The following is a 16038-nucleotide window of genomic DNA, read 5'->3' on the forward strand; positions in this document are numbered from 1 at the left end:
GGACTTTCCCACCGCCATGCCCGATCGGCACGCCGTCCTCACCTGACCGCCCACGGGTTCGCCCGCACCCCACGGCCTTCCGACCGCCAGACCCGACCCCCACGCGCCCACTTCACCCCGAACACGTCAACATCGAGGGAGCTTTCGGCTGCCCTCCAGGGCTTTCCCGCCGACGACGAGGCGCTGTGTCTCGCCGATCGGCACGCCGTCGTCGCCCCGCTCACCCGAGTATCGTCTTGGGTTGCCGCCCAGGGGTTTGCCGCCGCCGCGATCGCGCCACGTCCCTCGTCGCGATCGCCTCCGCTCACGGGCGGACGACCCGACGTGATGCCCGTCGCGCCGCCGTTCTTCCGCTGGCCAGCTCGCGGTTCTTCGCGTAGGGTGCCGAGCATGCATTCGACAGTGCTTCCCCCGCCCGCCGCTTAAGGCGGGTCGTCTTCACCAGGGCGCGAATCCCACGGATTCGGCGCGGTCATGGTCACGCCCGCAGACGGGATCCCTCGACCATTTCTTCCACCTGGAGAACGCACTGTGTCCAACACCTCCGCCGAAACCTTCGCCCTGCCCGCCGCCCATCGGGTGCGGCGCGGCCTGATCTGTCTGGCCGTCGCGGGCGCCGCCTGGGGCACCACGGGTGCCACCGCCGACGTCATCTACCGCACCAGCGACCTCGGCCCGATCGCCGTCTCCTTCTGGCGCCACATCGGCGGGCTCGCCCTGCTGCTGGCGTACGGGGCCGTCCGCCGCGGGCGCTCCGCCGCCCCCACCCCGTCCGCGCGTCGCCCCCGCCGGGCGCTCGTGCTGTTGGGCACGGGGGTCGGACTGGCCGTCTTCCAGACCGCCTACTTCGCGGCCGTCCAGGAAACGGGCCTGGCCGTCGGCACCATCGTCACCCTCGGCGCGGGCCCCGTGTTCACCGCGATCGGCGGCCGGTTCCTCCTCAACGAGCGCGTTCGACGCGGCGGCCTGTTCGCCGTCGGCGGCGCCGTCGTCGGCCTGGCCATCCTGGTCCTGGGCAACCACCACAACGGCGCGGTCCGCCCGTTCGGCGTGGCGCTCGCCGTGATCTCGGCGGCCGCGTACGCCACCGCGACCCTGCTGGCCCGATCCACCGCGCGCCACGGCGTCGGCGAGGACCCGCACCGCCTCACCGTGTGGTCCTTCGCCGTCGGCGCGATCGGCCTGTTCCCGTTCGCGCTCGCCGAGGGCCTCCTCCCCCACACCGCGCACCCCAGCCACGTGGTGCTGCTGCTGATCTACCTGGCCCTGGTCCCGACCGCGCTGGCCTACCCGCTGTACTTCACGGGAACGGCGGTGGTGCGGGCGGCCACCGCGACGGTGGTGATGCTGATCGAGCCCGTCAGCGCCGCCGTCCTGGCGGTGACGCTGTTGGGCGAGGCCCTGTCGGTGGCGACGGTCGCGGGCACGGCGGTCCTGCTGACCGCGGTGATCGGCCTGGCGATCGCCGAATCGCGGCTGCCCGCGAACCCCCGGCACGAGGCGGCCTGACCCGCCTCACTGGACAGTCCCCGCGTCGACGGGCCGCAGCTCGGCCTGGATCAGCATGTGGGGACTGTCCATGGTGAACGGTTCGCCCCGATGGCCGCCCTCGATCCGCGCGACGGCGAACCCCGCCTCGGCCAGCATCAGCTCGATCTCGTACCGATAGATCGGCCGCCACCACAGCTCGTACGGGCGTCGCGTCACCGTTCCCGCGTCGTCCAGCTCGTCGTACCACCCGTGCAGGCGCTGCCGCTGACCCTCGCCCAGCGGGTCGCTCATGGCGAACCGCGTGTACGAATGTCCATTGTCGACCCTCCGCCGCGTGAAGAACGGCGTCGGCACCCCATTGCCGCCCAGGTTCAGATCCAGCGGGTTCGCCAGATCCAGCACCAGGGTGCCGCCCACCCGCAGCCGCGCGGCGATCGACCGCAGCGCCCGTCGCTGGGCCTCGAAGTCCGCCACGCACAGCAGGCTGTTGAACCCGCAGATCGCCATCCCGAAGCCCCGCGGCTCAAGAGTCAGCTCCGTGATGTCCTGCCGCACCAACCGAACCCGCCGCCGTACCTCCACGGTCTCCCGCTCCAGCGCCGCGGCGCACCGCTCCAGCATCCCCGCCGACAGGTCCACCCCGCACACCCGAAACCCGTTCCGCGCCAAGGCGACCGCGATCCGCCCGCTGCCGCAGCACAACTCGAGAATCTCCCCGTCGGCCAGCTCCGCGGCCAGCTGGAGGTACCGCTCCACGTCGTACCGCACACCTTGATACACGGTGACGTCGTCCACGTTCTCGGGAAACGGATTGACCACGGTCGACGGATAGTCGCTGTCGTAGTAGTCGACGGCCACGGCATTGTCTTGTGCTTCAACGGTCATGCCGTCAATCGTGTCGCCCGATCGCCCGATCGGCTGGCGACAACGCGACGTCATGGTATATACCGTTTTGTCGGTTTCTCCCCGCGCGATGAAATATCGTGAGCCCCACGGCGATGAGTTTCGCCCCCACGTTCGGTCTGCCCTTACGACACCGTTCCACACGGAATCAAGGAGCACATCATGACCACCACCTACACCTTCGACGTCTTCTCCAGCCTCGACGGCTTCGGCACCGCCACGGGCGACTGGACGGGCTACTGGGGCAAGCAGGGCCCCGAGCTCCTGTCCCACCGCCTCTCCCTCTACGACGAGGACCAGCGGATGGTGTTCGGCGCCAACACCTACCGCGCCTTCGCCCAGATGCTCGCCGACAGCGGCCCCGACGACGACGTCCGCGACCCCTGGGTCACCCGCATGCGCAACCTCCCCGCCACGGTCATATCGACCACGCTGCGCCCACCGCTCGACTGGCCCGACGCGACGGTCGCCGCGGGCGACGCCGTCGACATCGTCGCCCGCCTCAAGGAGGAATCCCCCGTCCCGCTGCGCTCCCACGGCAGCCTGTCGATGAACCGCGCGCTGATGGCCGCGGGCCTGGTCGACCGCGTCCAGGTCACCGTCTACCCCGTGATCACCGGCCAGACGGGAACCGAACCGATCTTCGAAAACGCCGCCGACTTCGACCTCGAACTGCTCGAGGCCCACACCCTCGACGGCAACATCCAGGAACTCACCTACCGCCCGACCCTGCACGGCTGAGCCCAAAGGAAAACGCCCCCTCCGACGTTCCCGTCGGAGAAGGGCGTTCCACTGTGGTGCGCCGTCAGGGACTCGAACCCCGAACCCGCTGGTTAAGAGCCAGCTGCTCTGCCAATTGAGCTAACGGCGCGTGAGCGGCCTTGGGGCCGTGCACGAGCAGAAACATTAGCATGTGCCCTCCGAGGGCGCGAGGCAGTATGGGGCCGACGGAAAGGCGGCGCGAATCGCGACGTCATCGGCCAACCAGGTGTCGCCGAGTCGTCGCGATACGGCAGACTCGGAGGTCTCGATCCATCGAACGAAGGAACAGCGATGCGTGACAACTTCCACGCCGACCTCGACGCGTTGAACGGACAGTTGGTCGCCATGTCGCGTTCGGTGGCCGATGCCATGCGCACCGCCAGCGCGGCGCTCGTGGACTTTGATCCCGATCGCGCCGACGCCGTGATCGCCGGGGACAGCGACATCAACGCGCTCCAGTTCGGTGTGGACGATCGGGTGTTGGAGATCATGACGCGGCGCCAGCCCGTCGCGTCCGACCTGCGGTTCATGCTGTCGTGCATCCGCATCACGACCGACCTGGAACGCATGGGCGACATGGCCTCGCACGTCGCGAAGCTGGCGAGGCGGGTCGCCTCCAACGGGGCGTTGACGCAGACGGTGCCGATCTTCCGGTCGATGGCCGCCGCCGCGGGCCGCATCGCCGACAAGACCACCCAGATCCTGGCCACCCGGGATCAGCTGGACGCCACGCAGCTGGACCTCGACGACGACGAGATGGACGCGCTGTACGCGCGGCTGCTGGGTGAGTTGGCGTCGGGGTGGGAGCACGGGGCCGAGGCGGCGGTGGACGTGGCGATGTTGGGGCGTTCGTATGAGCGGTACTCGGACCACGCCGTGCGAATCGGACACCAGGTCGTATACCTCGTCACGGGGGATATTCACCTCGACCGCCCACAGTGAGCCCACGCACAAAACAGTAGAAATCAGGCGTGGGTGAGCGGCCCCTCGGCGTCGTTCATTCAACGTTCATCTCAGTGTCTCTACCCGAACACCGACCTGCATTTACATGGCCAGTGAATCCAAGTCATCAACAAATGGTCGGCGTGAACAACCGGCCGAACTCGGAGTAGAGACAAACGTGACTACACAACTGCGAGGCCGCATCGTGCCTCTCGTGGCCATCGGTGCTCTGGCGCTCGGCATGGCGGCCTGCGGTGGCGGCAACGGCAGCGGCGACACCGACCTGCAAGCGGATCTCGCCGCGTCGGGTTCCAGCTTCGAAGACCCGTTCATCCAGGCGTCACTGGACGGCTTCGCCAAGGAGGCGCCGAACGTCAACGTGAACTACGACGCCACCGGCTCCGGCACCGGCAAGAAGGACTTCGGTAAGAACACCACCGACTTCGCCGGCACCGACAGCCTGGTCAAGCCCGAAGACGGCATCAAGGACGGCAGCTACGTGTACGTGCCCACCGTGGCCGCGCCGATCACCATCTCCTACAACCTGCCGGGCGTGGACAAGCTCCAGCTGTCCGCCGACACCCTGGCCGACATCTTCCAGTCCAAGGTGAAGACCTGGAACGACCAGGAGATCGCCAAGGACAACCCGGACCTGAAGGGCAAGCTGCCCTCGACCAAGATCACGGTGGCCCACCGCTCCGACGGCTCCGGCACCACCAGCAACTTCACCACGTACCTGAAGAAGGCCTCCAAGAAGTGGAAGCTGGGCGCGGGTGAGACCGTCGAATGGCCCAAGGACACCCAGGGCGGCACCAAGAACACCGGTGTCGCGCAGATCATCAAGCAGTCCAAGGGCGCCATCGGCTACGTGGACCTGGCCGACGCCAAGGAAACCAAGCTGCACTTCGCCAACGTCAAGAACCAGGCCGGCAAGTACGTCGAGCCGACCCTCGACGCCGCCGCCGCCGCGGTGGAGGGCGCCAAGGTCAACGACGACGTGTCGTACGACCCGCTGAACGCCAAGGGCGACACCGCCTACCCGATCACCTCCCCGACCTACCTGCTGCTGCGCACCGAGTACACGGACGCCAACAAGGGCAAGGCCGTGAAGGCCTTCGTGAAGTACCTGCTGGGCGACGGCCAGGACAAGGCCGAAAGCCTCAACTTCGCCAAGCTGCCCGACTCGCTGCTGGAGAAGGCCAAGGCTCAGCTGGACAAGGTCAAGGTCAAGGGCTGACGAACGATCCGTAACCCGATGCACTCCGCCCCGGCAGGCCAACGGCCTGTCGGGGCACTCCCACAACGGAAGTGACTACAGTGACCACCCTCGATCACGAGAAACCCGAGCTGTCCGCCAAGGGCGGCGTGGGTTCCGATCGCCTGTTCCGCTGGGCGGTGCTGGGTGCCGCGCTCATGGTGCTGATCATCCTGGCGCTGATCCTCGTCACCACGGCCAACGAGGCGATGCCCGCGTTCAGCGAATCCGGGCTCGGCCTGATCACCGGGCAGCGCTGGGCCCCCAGCGACCCCCACTCGCCGATCTACGGCGCCCTGACCTTCATCTACGGCACCGCGCTCACCTCGGTGATCGCGCTGATCATCGCGGTGCCCGTGTCCATCGGCATCGCCCTGTTCCTCACCGAGCTGGCGCCGCGCTGGCTGCGCACCCCCGCCGTCACCGTCATCGACCTGCTGGCGGCCGTGCCGTCGGTGGTCTTCGGGCTGGTGGGCGTGCTGGTGATCGCGCCGGGCATCGTGCCGGTCTACTCGTGGCTGCACGACGTGCTCGGCGGCGTGCCGCTGCTGGGCAGCCTGTTCGGCGAACCGTCCAGCAACGGACGCAGCTTCGCCACCGCGGGCCTGATCCTGGCCATCATGGTCATCCCGATCATCACCTCGATCGGCCGCGAGGTCTTCTCGACCGTCCCCGCCGCCGACAAGCAGGCCGCGTACGCGCTGGGCGCCACCCGCTGGGAAATGATCAAGGGGGCGGTGTTCCCGCACAGCTTCGGCGGCCTGGTGGGCGGCACCATGCTGGGCCTGGGGCGCGCCATGGGCGAGACCATCGCCGTGGCCCTGATCATCGGGGCCTCCACCCAGATCACGCCCAACGTCTTCGACAGCGGCAACACCATGGCCTCGGTCATCGTCCTGGAATGGGGCGAGTCCTCCGGTGTCCACACCGCGGCGCTCATCGCCATCGGGGTGCTGCTGTTCGCCATGACCATCATCATCAATGTCGCGGCGCGCGTGATCGTGCGGCGCGCCGAGATTCGCATGAAGGGGGCGGCGTCCTCATGACCGTCACCACGCCCAACGCGGCGGCCGCGCCGCGCACCGCGCCCGACCTGTCCCGCCACTCGCTGCCGCTGGGCCGCCGCTTCCGCGACCGCTTCGCCACCGTGCTGATCGCCGCGGCGCTGCTGGTCGCGATCGTCCCGCTCGGGGTGGTGGTGTACGAGGTGATCACGCGCGGCGGCAGCGCCATGAGCCTCGACTTCCTCACCGCCGACATCCCGCACGACTACCGCGCCTTCGGGCCCGGCATGGGACCGGCCATCACCGGGACCCTCCTGATCACCGGCCTGGCCGCGCTGATCGCGATCCCGCTGGGCGTGCTCGGCGCGATCTACCTCAACGAGTACGGCAAGCAGAGCCCGCTGGCGCGGTTCATCCGCACCATGGCCGACGTCATGACCGGCGTCCCGTCGATCATGATGGGCCTGTTCATCTACGTCATGTGGGTGGAGAACGTCGAGACCAAGTCCGGCTTCGCCGGTTCGCTGGCCCTGGCCTGCCTGATGCTGCCGATCGTGATCCGCTCCAGCGAGGAGATGCTGCGGCTGGTTCCCGACGAGCTGCGCCAGGCCAGCGCCGCGCTGGGGGCGCGCAAGTGGCGCACCACCCTGACCGTGGTGCTGCCGTCGGCGATCTCGGGCATCACCAGCGGTTCGCTGCTGGCCATCGCCCGCGCCGCCGGCGAGACCGCGCCGATCGTGGTCACCGTGGGCCTGGCGTTCCTGTCCAACCCGGATCTGATCAACGGCGGCAACACGACGCTGGCGGCGCAGATCTTCCGCAATGCCACGCAGCCCTTCGCGGCGTCGACCCAGCGGGCCTGGGGCGCGGCACTGACCCTTGTGGTCATCGTCCTGCTGTTCACCATCATCGCCCGGTTCGTCGCCAGCCGATTCGCCACCAAGGAGCACTGACATGTCGCAGCTGTCTTCCCCGCATTCCTCCCCGCAAACCCAGGTGAAGCCCATGAGCACCCCCGACCAGACCTCGAGCGCGCCCCGCATCAGCGCGCCGACCGCCGGGCTGGCGCAGTCCGCGCCGCCCGCCACCGCCGCCGGCGTCCCGGTGATGGAGCTGTCGGGGGTGAGCGTCTTCTACGGCAAGGCCGAGGCGGTGCGCGACGTCAGCATGCCGGTGCGCCACAACCAGATCACCGCGATGATCGGCCCGTCCGGCTGCGGGAAGTCGACGGTGCTGCGGTCGCTGAACCGGATGAACGACCTGATCGCCGGCGCCCGGGTGGCCGGCTCGATCACCTATCACCAGCAGGACCTCTACGCGAGCTCCATCGACCCGATCCAGGTGCGCAAGCACATCGGGATGGTGTTCCAGAAGGCCAACCCCTTCCCGAAGTCCATTTACGACAACGTCGCCTACGGTCCCCGGCTCAACGGCATCAAGAAGCGCGCCCAGCTGGACGAGATCGTCGAGGAGGCTCTCACCGGCGCCGCGCTGTGGGACGAGGTCAAGGACAAGCTCAAGACCTCGGGTCTGGCCCTGTCGGGCGGCCAGCAGCAGCGGCTGTGCATCGCCCGCACCATCGCGGTCAAGCCCGAGGTCATCCTGATGGACGAGCCGTGTTCGGCGCTGGACCCGATCGCCACCAGCAAGGTCGAGGACCTGATGTACCGGCTGGCGGAGAACTACACGATCGTCATCGTCACCCACAACATGCAGCAGGCGGCGCGGGTCAGCCACTACACGGCCTTCTTCACCGCCGAGGTGGACGAGGCGGGCGAGCGCCACGGCCGCCTGGTCGAGTTCGACGACACCCAGAAGATCTTCACCAACCCCTCCCAGCAGCGCACCGAGGACTACATCACCGGACGATTCGGGTAGTCAGGGGTTCGCGCGCCTTCCCGATTCTGGCGCGGCGACCTGGAAGCATCGCGGCGTGCGATTCATTCTTCGGGTGATCATCAACGCCGTCGCCTTGTGGGTCACCACCGTGGTGGTGCCGGGCGTCGACCTGACCGCGACGTCCACCGGCCGCGACATCGGCACGCTGCTGCTGGTGGCGCTGATCTTCGGTGTGGTCAACGCCGTCATCAAGCCCATCGTCAAGACGCTGGGCTGTGCCCTGTACGTCCTCACCTTGGGGCTGTTCGCGCTGGTGGTCAACGCCTTGCTGTTCATGTTGACCGAGTGGCTGGCCGAGCGGCTCCAGTTGCCGTTCCACATCGCGGGTTTCTGGCCCGCGTTTTGGGGCGCGATCGTCCTGGCGATCGTGTCGTGGCTGCTCAGCCTCGCGATTCCCGACAGCCGTGAGGAATGATCCGCTACTGGTGCCGGATCGCCCGCGCCACGCCGGAAACGCTCGGGGTGACGCCCGCTCGCGCCTCCTCGCGCTCGCGATGCGACTCGGTCGCCTCGGGAGCGGCGCGGTAGACCTCTTCGTACATCGGACGGCCGTCGGGGCCTACCGGCGGCGGCCCTTGTGGACCAGCCGCCAGGCCGAGCCGCGCCCGCGCCGCGCCGATGTAGCGCAGGCCCTCGGTCACGGTGCGCCGGACGAACCGGAAGTGCCCCACCGTCTTGGCCTCGGCCAGCTGCCCGGCCGCCGCGTTGTGCCGCTCAGCGGCGTCCGCCAGCGCCTGTTTGGCCACCGGATCGTCCCCCGCCGACAGCTGCGCCAGTTGCCCGCTCAGCATGTCGTACCAACGTTTCGCGTCCGTTCGCGCCGCCTCGAGCGCGTCGGAGCGCCGTTGGCCGCGCACCCGAAGCGCCATCCACAAACCTGTCACGGCGATCAACACCATCAGCGCACCAAACGAGTACGCGCCGACCGTGAGCGCCATCTTCAACTCCATCCCAGACCTCCGCCTTATCCGCACACCCATGTCGCCGGAGTCGACTTCAATACTGCCAGTCATCGCGCGTCGTGGCTAGCGTTTCGCCGAGCACGGGGTTTAAAAGATCCATAACCATAAACGAACGAAGCTGGGCGTTCCCTGGCAGCCGACCGACCATCGTGGACTCAAGCTGGGCCATAATGGAATTCATTTTCATGCTAATATGCGCATGATAGCATATGTCATACACCGTTCACGGAACCGCGGTGCGATGAAGGATCACGAGAAGGGCAGTATCGACATATGGGCGCGGGTCACGATCACGGCGCGGCCAGCCTGGGCGACAAGCACCGGGGCAGGCTGTGGCTCGGCCTGGCCATCACCGGGTCGATCATGCTCGCCGAGCTGGTCGGCGGCCTGCTGACCAACTCCCTGGCCCTGCTGTCGGACGCCGCGCACATGGCCACCGACGCGCTCGGCATCGCCATGGCGCTGTCGGCGATCATCGCGGTGCGCCGGGCCGCCGCCCACTCCGGGCGCACCTTCGGCCTGTACCGCCTCGAGGTGATCGCGGCCCTGGCCAACACGGTGCTGCTGTTCGGCGTGGCCGCCTGGGTGCTGTACGAATCGATCGGGCGCTTCTCCAGCCCGCCCGAGGTGTCGTCCACCCCGATGCTGATCGTCGCCGCCGTCGGTCTCGTCGCCAACCTGGTGTCGCTGTCGATTCTGCGTTCGGGATCGTCGGAGAGCATCAACGTCCGCGGCGCCTACTTCGAGGTGCTGGGCGACCTGCTGGGCTCGGCCGGTGTCATCGTCGCCGCCGTCGTCATCGCGCTCACCGGCTGGACGTACGCCGACCCCATCATCGCCGTGGCGGTGGGCCTGTTCATCCTCCCCCGCGCCGCCAAGCTGGGACGCGACGCGCTGCGCATCCTGCTGCAGACCGCCCCGCCCGGCCTCGACATCGCCGACGTCACCGCCGCCCTGGCCGGGGTCAAGGGCGTCACCGACGTCCACGACCTTCACGTGTGGACCCTGACGTCCGGAATGGACGTTGCCTCGGCGCACCTGAGCATCGCCCCCGCCGCCGACCTGGCCGGGGTGCTGTCGGACTCCCGCGAGGTGCTCCACGAGCGCTTCGACATCAACCACGCCACCCTGCAGGTCGAGCCGGTCACCTCCGAGCGCGCCTGCGAGAGCCCGACCTGGTTATCTCCTCTCGTCCAGGGTGGCCTTGAGCCGCTTCTCGGCGTCGCCGCGCTGCACCGTGACCGTCACCTTCTGGCCGGGCCGTTTGCTCGCCAGGTAGTCGTTGAGCTGGCTGATGGAGTCGACGCCGGTGTCGCCCAGCTGCACGATGACGTCGCCGGCCTCGATGCCCGCCTCGTCGCCCGAGCCGCCCTTGTCGACCTTGACGACGCCGATGCCCGCCGGGTTCAGGTCGGCGTCGACCATCTGCCGCGTCTGGATGCCCAGGGTGGCGCGGTCGGAGTCGGTGACCTTGCCGGAGTCGACGATCTGGTCGACGATGCGGGTGGCGGTGTTGGCCGAGATGGCGAAGCCGATGCCCGGGGCCGCCGAGTTGCCCAGGTCGGGGTTGACCGCGCCCAGGGTGGGAATTCCCACCACCTTATTGGACAGATTGACCAGCGCCCCGCCGGAGTTTCCCGGGTTGATGGACGCGGTGGTCTGGATCATGTCGGCGATCGTGGTGGCGTCGGTCTCCTTGGAGCCCGGCTCGGACACGGTGCGCCCCACCGAGGACACGATGCCCTCGGAGACGCTTCCGGTCAGCCCCAGGGGGTTGCCCATCGCCAGCACCATGTCGCCCACCCTGACGTCGCCGGAGTCGGCGAACACGGCCGGGTCCACCGCGAAGTCGCTGGTCGAGTCCACCTTGATCACCGCGAGGTCGTCCGGCGGGTAGGCGGCCACCAGGCTGGCCCTCACGCTGTCGCCGCCGGCGGCGGGGGTGACCTGGAAGCTGGTGGCGTCGCCCACCACGTGGGCGTTGGTCACGATGTGGCCGTCGTCGTCGTAGACGACGCCCGAGCCGAGCCCGTCCGCGGTGTTGATCTGCACAATGGACGGCAGCACCGACTTCACCGTGGACTGATAATCGTCCTCAAGGGATGAACCTGTGCCCGTCTGGCTGGAATCCGACGAACCACCACCGGGCGATTGGCAGCCGGTCACACTCGTCGCCAGACCCGCCAGCAACACCAATCCGATCCAACCCCTGCGCATCGAACTCCCCCCTAGAGTCGATGCTCATCTTACGTTTGGTCAGGGGTTATGCACATTGAGCCGCCGAAAGCGTCCGATTTGGCCACGCAGCGCACCTGTAGTGCGACAAAAAGTGTCAATCATAGGACATTGGCGGGATTCCGACGCTCGATTCCACAGTAACGGTTACGGTAAGGGCAAGCACATGCAATGTGTGCCCGCACCCCAGTGCGACAGGGCGACATCCAGTCGCCGCATCATCGAGAGGTGGGAACCATGCTCAGCACACAGTGGACAAAAAGCACCAGGTCAGGTCACACCGGAGCGTGTGTCGAGGCTCGACTTCGCGCAGGTGGCGTCGAAGTCCGTGATTCCAAAGACATCGCGGGGCCGACACTGCGCGCCAAGGCCGGCGAGTGGCCCAGCCTGATCGCCATGACCACGAACGATAGGCAATAAGCCCTATCGCTTTGCAGCGGGATGTGCGTCGACTCAACTGAGTCGGTCGCGCATCCCGCGAATCTTTTCCAGACTCGACGTGGGGCTCAGCGCCGCGACCCGCAGGTTCTCGAACACGTCCTGGAACGGTTCGACGTGCTCCTCCTCGTACACGTCCGCGGTGTGCCCCTCGATGTACACCACGTCCGGGTGCCGGTAGCTGGGGTCCGGGTCCGGGTCCGGCTCCTCCGGGTCCTCGCCGCTGCCGAACTCCATGAGCACGAAGGAACTGAGCATCCCGGGATACGCCCCGCCCTCGAAAGGCAGCACCTGGATGGTCACATTGGGCAGCTCCGCCAGCTTCAGCAGATGATTCAGCTGGGCGCGCATCACCGTCCGGCCGCCGACGATCCTGCTCATCGCGGCCTCGTCGATGACGTTCCACACCTGGAGGTCCTTGGTCTCGGCGACCCGCTCCTGGCGCTCCATGCGCAGGCTGATCCGCTTGTCCATGAACTTCTTGTTCTTGTCCGAGGCGAAGTCGAAGGTGGCCTCGGCGTAATCACGGGTCTGAAGCAGGCCGTTGATGATGAGTCCATCGTAGATGGAAAGCTTGGTGGCATCGGCCTCCAGACCGATGTAGGTGGCATACGGCGGCATGATGGAGTCGGTGTACTTGGCCCACCAGCCGCGCTTGCTGCCCTCCTTGGCCAGCTTCTTCAGTTCCTTGATCATGTTGTCGTCGGTGACCTTGTAGAGCTCGACGAACAGCTCGATGTCCCGACTCTTGACGCCTACCCGCCCCAGCTCCATCCGATACACGGTCGATGCCGTGCAGTCGAACGCCTCCGCCACCGTGTCCACACTGACGTTGCTGTCCTTGCGAAGCTTCCGCAATTCGGCGCCCAACCGGCGCCGCCGCACCGTGGGACTGACCTTGGAGGACACAGGTTGACTCCCTGTAGTATCTTCGACACGACCAGACGCGCCGTTCTTCTGGCTCGCGCCATACTCTCCCATATCGGACCTCGTCTCCTTCGCACACCATGTGCGACTCTCCGTGGCACCGTCAAAAATTCTTCACTCGAATTGATGGAACCTATTGCAGCGCCATCCTGCATGTGCAAGTCTATACCCCAGAGGTTACCAAAGGTATAGATATCGCGTCTGTACAGTTCTCAAAGGACACCTCGGTTCAACAAAAATGGTGGGAACCCCGAAAGGGTGGGGATAGTGAGAAGTCCGTACACACTGGAAAAACCGCCTCCGAATGAACCCCCGGTGGGTGTGCTGTGTCCGAGCCTTTGGCCGGTACAGGTGCGTTGGTGGCGCCGCCACACCCCAAAAGACCAGGCACGCGTGTGTGCCGTGTGCGGCCAGGGTTGGCCCTGCCACTCCTGGGCGTGCTGGGACGGCCAGATCGGTGACGCGCTGCTGGCCGCCGAACGCTATCGGGCGCAACGACAGCGCCGTCATCAGCCTCCCGTCGCGGCTCAACGCCCCCCTTCCGAGCCCATTCGTCTGTCTCCCATATCGTCCGCTCGATCCCCCCTGTCTGTGTCCTCCTCGCAGGGTTGATCCAGCGGACGATCCGGCCGGTGTCGCCCGCTTCCCCCTTCGTCCGCGGCACCGGCCCTTTTCGTGCCCCCAGAAACGTCAGTCGTCGTCCGGCCGGGACGAACGGATCGGATTGCCGCCCACGCTGGTGATGCACTTGCCGCTGTTGAGGTTCCACTTCCAGCCGTGCATCTGACACGTGAGGACGCCGTCGTCGATCTTGCCGAACCGTGACAGGTCGGCCTTCAGATGCGGGCAGCGGCGCTGCACCGTCCATCCCTTGAGGTCGATGTTCTCCTCGTCGGGCTTCTGCTCGGCGTACCAGCCCTCGGCGTAGTTGAGCCGCTCCTCCGACAGGCACTTGAAGAACGTGTAGACGAACTCGTTGTACTGGCCGATGCGGGCCGCCGAGAAGCGGCAGGACAGGAACAGCGAGTTCACCCAGTCGATCTCCTCGACGAACAGCAGGTGCTCGATGTGGCGGCGCTCGGTCCTGAAGCGGTAGCGGCACTTCTCGTCGTTGTAGTGCCGGATCTCCTTGGTGGAGAAGTCGAACACGATCTGCTCGACGACCTCGGAGGAGTCGGGCGCGGTCAGGTCGAAGCGGACGGGTCCGTTGATGCCCGCGGCGATGAACTCGGCCTCCGACAGCAGGGGCTCGAAGCGCCGCTTGATCTCGCCGAACACGTCGATGTCCGGGTGCTCCCAGGACTTCTTGGCCGCGGCGATGACCGGGCGCTGCCGCTCGCGGTACTCCTCGAGGTGACGTTCCTTGTTGGCGAAGAACTCGCGCACGTCGTCGACCGGATGCGTCACCGTGCAGTCGGTGGCGGTGACCTCGGCGACGGTGCCCGGCAGCAGGATCACCGAGTTGTCGAAGCCGTTGTCCGCCAGGTAATCGGCGTACACCTGCTGGTCGGGGAAGATGTTTCCCTCGTCGCCGTGGATGTCGTTGAACCGCCACAGCTCATCGTCCAAAAAGCACGGAGGCCCGGCGATCGGGAAGACATGCGACGGCTTGACGTCGTCGATGTAGCGCAGCGAGCGGTCGAGCTGCCGTTCGCGCTTCTGCTTGCCGAACGCGGTCTTGGCGGCGTCGGGAAGCTCGTAAACCATCGGATACCAGATGGCGCCGGAGAACTGGAGCAGGTGGGCGTGCACCTGGCCGAGCTTGGTGAAGGCCGACAGGTCGGTGGGGCGGGCGTCGTTCTGGTTGAGCAGCCGGACGCCGTCGGCGTCCTCCACCCACAGCGACGAGTCGCCGATCGGGCCGTCGGTGGGCGAGGTGAGCGCCTGGATCATCACCTTGACGCCGGAGCCCAGGTCGGTCACCTCACCGGAGACGGTCTTGATGAACCTGGTGAAGCCCAGCGCGCGCAGCTCGTCCTCGAGCTCGCTGGTGGGGTACTCCGGCAACAGGACCGTGGTGTCCTTGGAGATCTTCTCGCTGAGGTTCTTGGCGTCGAAGTGATCCCGGTGCAGGTGCGACACGTACAGGTAGTCGCAGCGCCCCAGGGCGTCCCAGTCCAGCTGAGAGTTGTCCGGGAACGGGAACCACGACGCGAAGTACGCCGGGTTCACCCACGGGTCGGTCAGGATGCTGCCCGCAGCCGTCTCGATCAACATGCTCGCGTGACCGGTTCCGGTAATCCGCACTCTCGCCGCCTTCTTCCACCCGGTAGCCGTTGATTAGCCGCTACGACCATACCCGCGGGGCCCGTCAGGCCAGGGCGGGGCCGAGCACCCATCGTGGCATGCGAGACTGAACCTCGGCTGATCGACAACCTTGTGGAAAGGCAGGACGTGAAGTGGCTGGCCATGACGAACCGGTGACCTCTCCCGACCAGCGCAAGCCCACCAATCGCAAGCTTGCCTACACCGTCGGAATCGCCGCGATCATCACCATGGTGGCGTACCTCTTCGGCAATCACCGGGGTCACATCGAGGACTACTGGCTGATTTTCACCGCGGGCGTGATCGCCATCGCGATCGTCGCCGACTGGCTGATGGTTCGCAACGGGTTGCGGGACTGAACTTCTGAGACGACGAACGGGCCGCGGGATTTTCCCCGCGGCCCGTTTTCGTTGTCGCTCTAGCGGACCATGCCCCGGGTGGCGAAGATGTCGCGCACCTCGCGCACCGCGGCGTCCACCTCGGGCTCGAAGTAGCCCTGCTGCACCAGGCTGAACTGGCCGGTGTCCAGCTCGCGGTCGCTCACCGGGACCGGCGCGCGGCCGGTCATGTTGGCGACCATGGCGTCGAACATCTTGCCGACCTGGACGGGGTCGTACCCGCTGCCGAAACGCCGGGGCTGGAACGAATTGCGCAGCTGGGTGACGCGCTGGAGATCCTGCGGGGTGAACGGCGAGTCGCCGGCGTTCATCTCCGTGGTCATCTCGTCGCGGCCGTGGCGGCCGGGCTCGTCGAACATGCCGCGTCCCCCGTAGGGGTTGCGTCGTCCATAGTCGACCTTGGAGTCGGCCCGGTCGAAGCCGCTGGGCGGCGTCGGCGCCTCGCGGAAGCCCGGGTCGTCGTAGGGCGAACCTCCCGGACGCCCACCACCGTGCGGCACCATCGGGTGCGGCTGGGTGGACTGGTTGTCGCCGATGCCGCGCGGCGGGGTGCGGTC

The 16038-nt window shown here is 67.1% G+C and carries 15 protein-coding genes, 1 tRNA gene and 2 pseudogenes; 11 read left to right on the forward strand and 7 right to left on the reverse strand.

Going from position 1 to position 16038, the window contains the following annotated elements; all coding sequences use genetic code 11:
• Window positions 1-531 precede the first annotated feature (531 nt).
• Entirely contained in the window at window positions 532-1509 is a 978-nt protein-coding gene (locus VE172_RS01165) for a DMT family transporter (protein ID WP_324795960.1), read from the forward strand.
• 6 nt (window positions 1510-1515) lie between these two features.
• Here the strand turns inward: VE172_RS01165 and VE172_RS01170 are convergent, their stop codons facing one another.
• Window positions 1516-2376, reverse strand: coding sequence for a class I SAM-dependent methyltransferase (locus VE172_RS01170; RefSeq protein ID WP_324795962.1), 861 nt, complete (start codon window positions 2374-2376; stop codon window positions 1516-1518).
• 180 nt (window positions 2377-2556) lie between these two features.
• On the opposite strand from VE172_RS01170, the gene VE172_RS01175 reads away from it, so the two are divergent.
• Complete coding sequence (locus tag VE172_RS01175) at window positions 2557-3135, forward strand: dihydrofolate reductase family protein (protein ID WP_324795965.1); 579 nt, start codon at window positions 2557-2559, stop codon at window positions 3133-3135.
• A 54-nt stretch (window positions 3136-3189) separates the two neighbouring features.
• Here the strand turns inward: VE172_RS01175 and VE172_RS01180 are convergent.
• A tRNA-Lys gene (locus tag VE172_RS01180) sits at window positions 3190-3265 on the reverse strand.
• Between the two features lie 182 nt (window positions 3266-3447).
• On the opposite strand from VE172_RS01180, the gene phoU reads away from it, so the two are divergent.
• The 6 genes from phoU to VE172_RS01210 all read left to right on the forward strand — a co-directional run bounded on the left by phoU (window position 3448) and on the right by VE172_RS01210 (window position 8671).
• A complete protein-coding gene (phoU, locus tag VE172_RS01185; protein ID WP_324795968.1) occupies window positions 3448-4098 on the forward strand; it encodes a phosphate signaling complex protein PhoU in 651 nt (216 codons plus the stop codon).
• Between the two features lie 214 nt (window positions 4099-4312).
• Window positions 4313-5335 (forward strand): phosphate ABC transporter substrate-binding protein PstS, encoded by a 1023-nt coding sequence (gene pstS, locus VE172_RS01190; RefSeq protein ID WP_324795972.1) that lies wholly within the window; start codon window positions 4313-4315, stop codon window positions 5333-5335.
• A gap of 80 nt (window positions 5336-5415) precedes the next feature.
• Window positions 5416-6399 (forward strand): phosphate ABC transporter permease subunit PstC, encoded by a 984-nt coding sequence (gene pstC / locus VE172_RS01195; RefSeq protein WP_324795974.1) that lies wholly within the window; start codon window positions 5416-5418, stop codon window positions 6397-6399.
• Window positions 6396-7310, forward strand: coding sequence for a phosphate ABC transporter permease PstA (pstA, locus tag VE172_RS01200; protein WP_324795976.1), 915 nt, complete (start codon window positions 6396-6398; stop codon window positions 7308-7310). The genes pstC and pstA overlap by 4 nt, the downstream gene beginning before the upstream one ends.
• A gap of 52 nt (window positions 7311-7362) precedes the next feature.
• The gene (gene pstB / locus VE172_RS01205) at window positions 7363-8235 is read left to right on the forward strand and encodes a phosphate ABC transporter ATP-binding protein PstB (protein ID WP_349258217.1); all 873 of its coding nucleotides are present in this window, start codon (window positions 7363-7365) and stop codon (window positions 8233-8235) included.
• A gap of 55 nt (window positions 8236-8290) precedes the next feature.
• Entirely contained in the window at window positions 8291-8671 is a 381-nt protein-coding gene (locus VE172_RS01210) for a phage holin family protein (RefSeq protein WP_324795978.1), read from the forward strand.
• A 4-nt stretch (window positions 8672-8675) separates the two neighbouring features.
• Here VE172_RS01210 and VE172_RS01215 read toward each other — a convergent pair whose 3' ends face one another.
• The gene (locus tag VE172_RS01215) at window positions 8676-9206 is read right to left on the reverse strand and encodes a hypothetical protein (protein ID WP_324795981.1); all 531 of its coding nucleotides are present in this window, start codon (window positions 9204-9206) and stop codon (window positions 8676-8678) included.
• Between the two features lie 285 nt (window positions 9207-9491).
• On the opposite strand from VE172_RS01215, the pseudogene VE172_RS01220 reads away from it, so the two are divergent.
• A pseudogene (locus VE172_RS01220) lies at window positions 9492-10397 on the forward strand (cation diffusion facilitator family transporter); the annotation flags it as partial.
• On the opposite strand, the gene VE172_RS01225 reads toward VE172_RS01220, so the two are convergent.
• Complete coding sequence (locus VE172_RS01225; RefSeq protein ID WP_324795984.1) at window positions 10398-11435, reverse strand: S1C family serine protease; 1038 nt, start codon at window positions 11433-11435, stop codon at window positions 10398-10400.
• Between the two features lie 255 nt (window positions 11436-11690).
• Here VE172_RS01225 and VE172_RS25330 point away from each other — a divergent pair, with 255 nt between their 5' ends.
• On the forward strand, window positions 11691-11873 hold the full coding sequence (locus VE172_RS25330; protein WP_349258215.1) for a DUF397 domain-containing protein: 183 nt from the start codon (window positions 11691-11693) through the stop codon (window positions 11871-11873).
• A 33-nt stretch (window positions 11874-11906) separates the two neighbouring features.
• Here the strand turns inward: VE172_RS25330 and VE172_RS01230 are convergent, their stop codons facing one another.
• Both VE172_RS01230 and VE172_RS01235 read right to left on the reverse strand, forming a co-directional pair.
• Entirely contained in the window at window positions 11907-12800 is an 894-nt protein-coding gene (locus tag VE172_RS01230) for a helix-turn-helix domain-containing protein (RefSeq protein WP_324795987.1), read from the reverse strand.
• A gap of 708 nt (window positions 12801-13508) precedes the next feature.
• The gene (locus VE172_RS01235) at window positions 13509-15065 is read right to left on the reverse strand and encodes a Rieske 2Fe-2S domain-containing protein (RefSeq protein ID WP_324795990.1); all 1557 of its coding nucleotides are present in this window, start codon (window positions 15063-15065) and stop codon (window positions 13509-13511) included.
• A gap of 173 nt (window positions 15066-15238) precedes the next feature.
• Between VE172_RS01235 and VE172_RS01240 the strand changes: the two genes are divergently transcribed.
• On the forward strand, window positions 15239-15442 hold the full coding sequence (locus VE172_RS01240; RefSeq protein WP_324795992.1) for a DUF2631 domain-containing protein: 204 nt from the start codon (window positions 15239-15241) through the stop codon (window positions 15440-15442).
• Between the two features lie 59 nt (window positions 15443-15501).
• On the opposite strand, the pseudogene VE172_RS01245 reads toward VE172_RS01240, so the two are convergent.
• Window positions 15502-16038 (reverse strand): annotated as a pseudogene (locus tag VE172_RS01245) (hypothetical protein); the annotation flags it as partial.

Source organism: Stackebrandtia sp., from assembly GCF_035643755.1.
Lineage (GTDB): Bacteria > Actinomycetota > Actinomycetes > Mycobacteriales > Micromonosporaceae > Stackebrandtia.

What these genes read in the sequence shown, in the direction of transcription:
- VE172_RS01170 (WP_324795962.1), bottom strand. Translation starts at nt 2,376, where the DNA reads ATGACCGTTGAAGCACAAGACAATGCCGTGGCCGTCGACTACTACGAC.
- VE172_RS01175 (WP_324795965.1), top strand. Translation starts at nt 2,557, where the DNA reads ATGACCACCACCTACACCTTCGACGTCTTCTCCAGCCTCGACGGCTTC.
- phoU (WP_324795968.1), top strand. Translation starts at nt 3,448, where the DNA reads ATGCGTGACAACTTCCACGCCGACCTCGACGCGTTGAACGGACAGTTG.
- pstA (WP_324795976.1), top strand. Translation starts at nt 6,396, where the DNA reads ATGACCGTCACCACGCCCAACGCGGCGGCCGCGCCGCGCACCGCGCCC.
- pstB (WP_349258217.1), top strand. Translation starts at nt 7,363, where the DNA reads ATGAGCACCCCCGACCAGACCTCGAGCGCGCCCCGCATCAGCGCGCCG.
- VE172_RS01215 (WP_324795981.1), bottom strand. Translation starts at nt 9,206, where the DNA reads ATGGAGTTGAAGATGGCGCTCACGGTCGGCGCGTACTCGTTTGGTGCG.
- VE172_RS01225 (WP_324795984.1), bottom strand. Translation starts at nt 11,435, where the DNA reads ATGCGCAGGGGTTGGATCGGATTGGTGTTGCTGGCGGGTCTGGCGACG.
- VE172_RS25330 (WP_349258215.1), top strand. Translation starts at nt 11,691, where the DNA reads ATGCTCAGCACACAGTGGACAAAAAGCACCAGGTCAGGTCACACCGGA.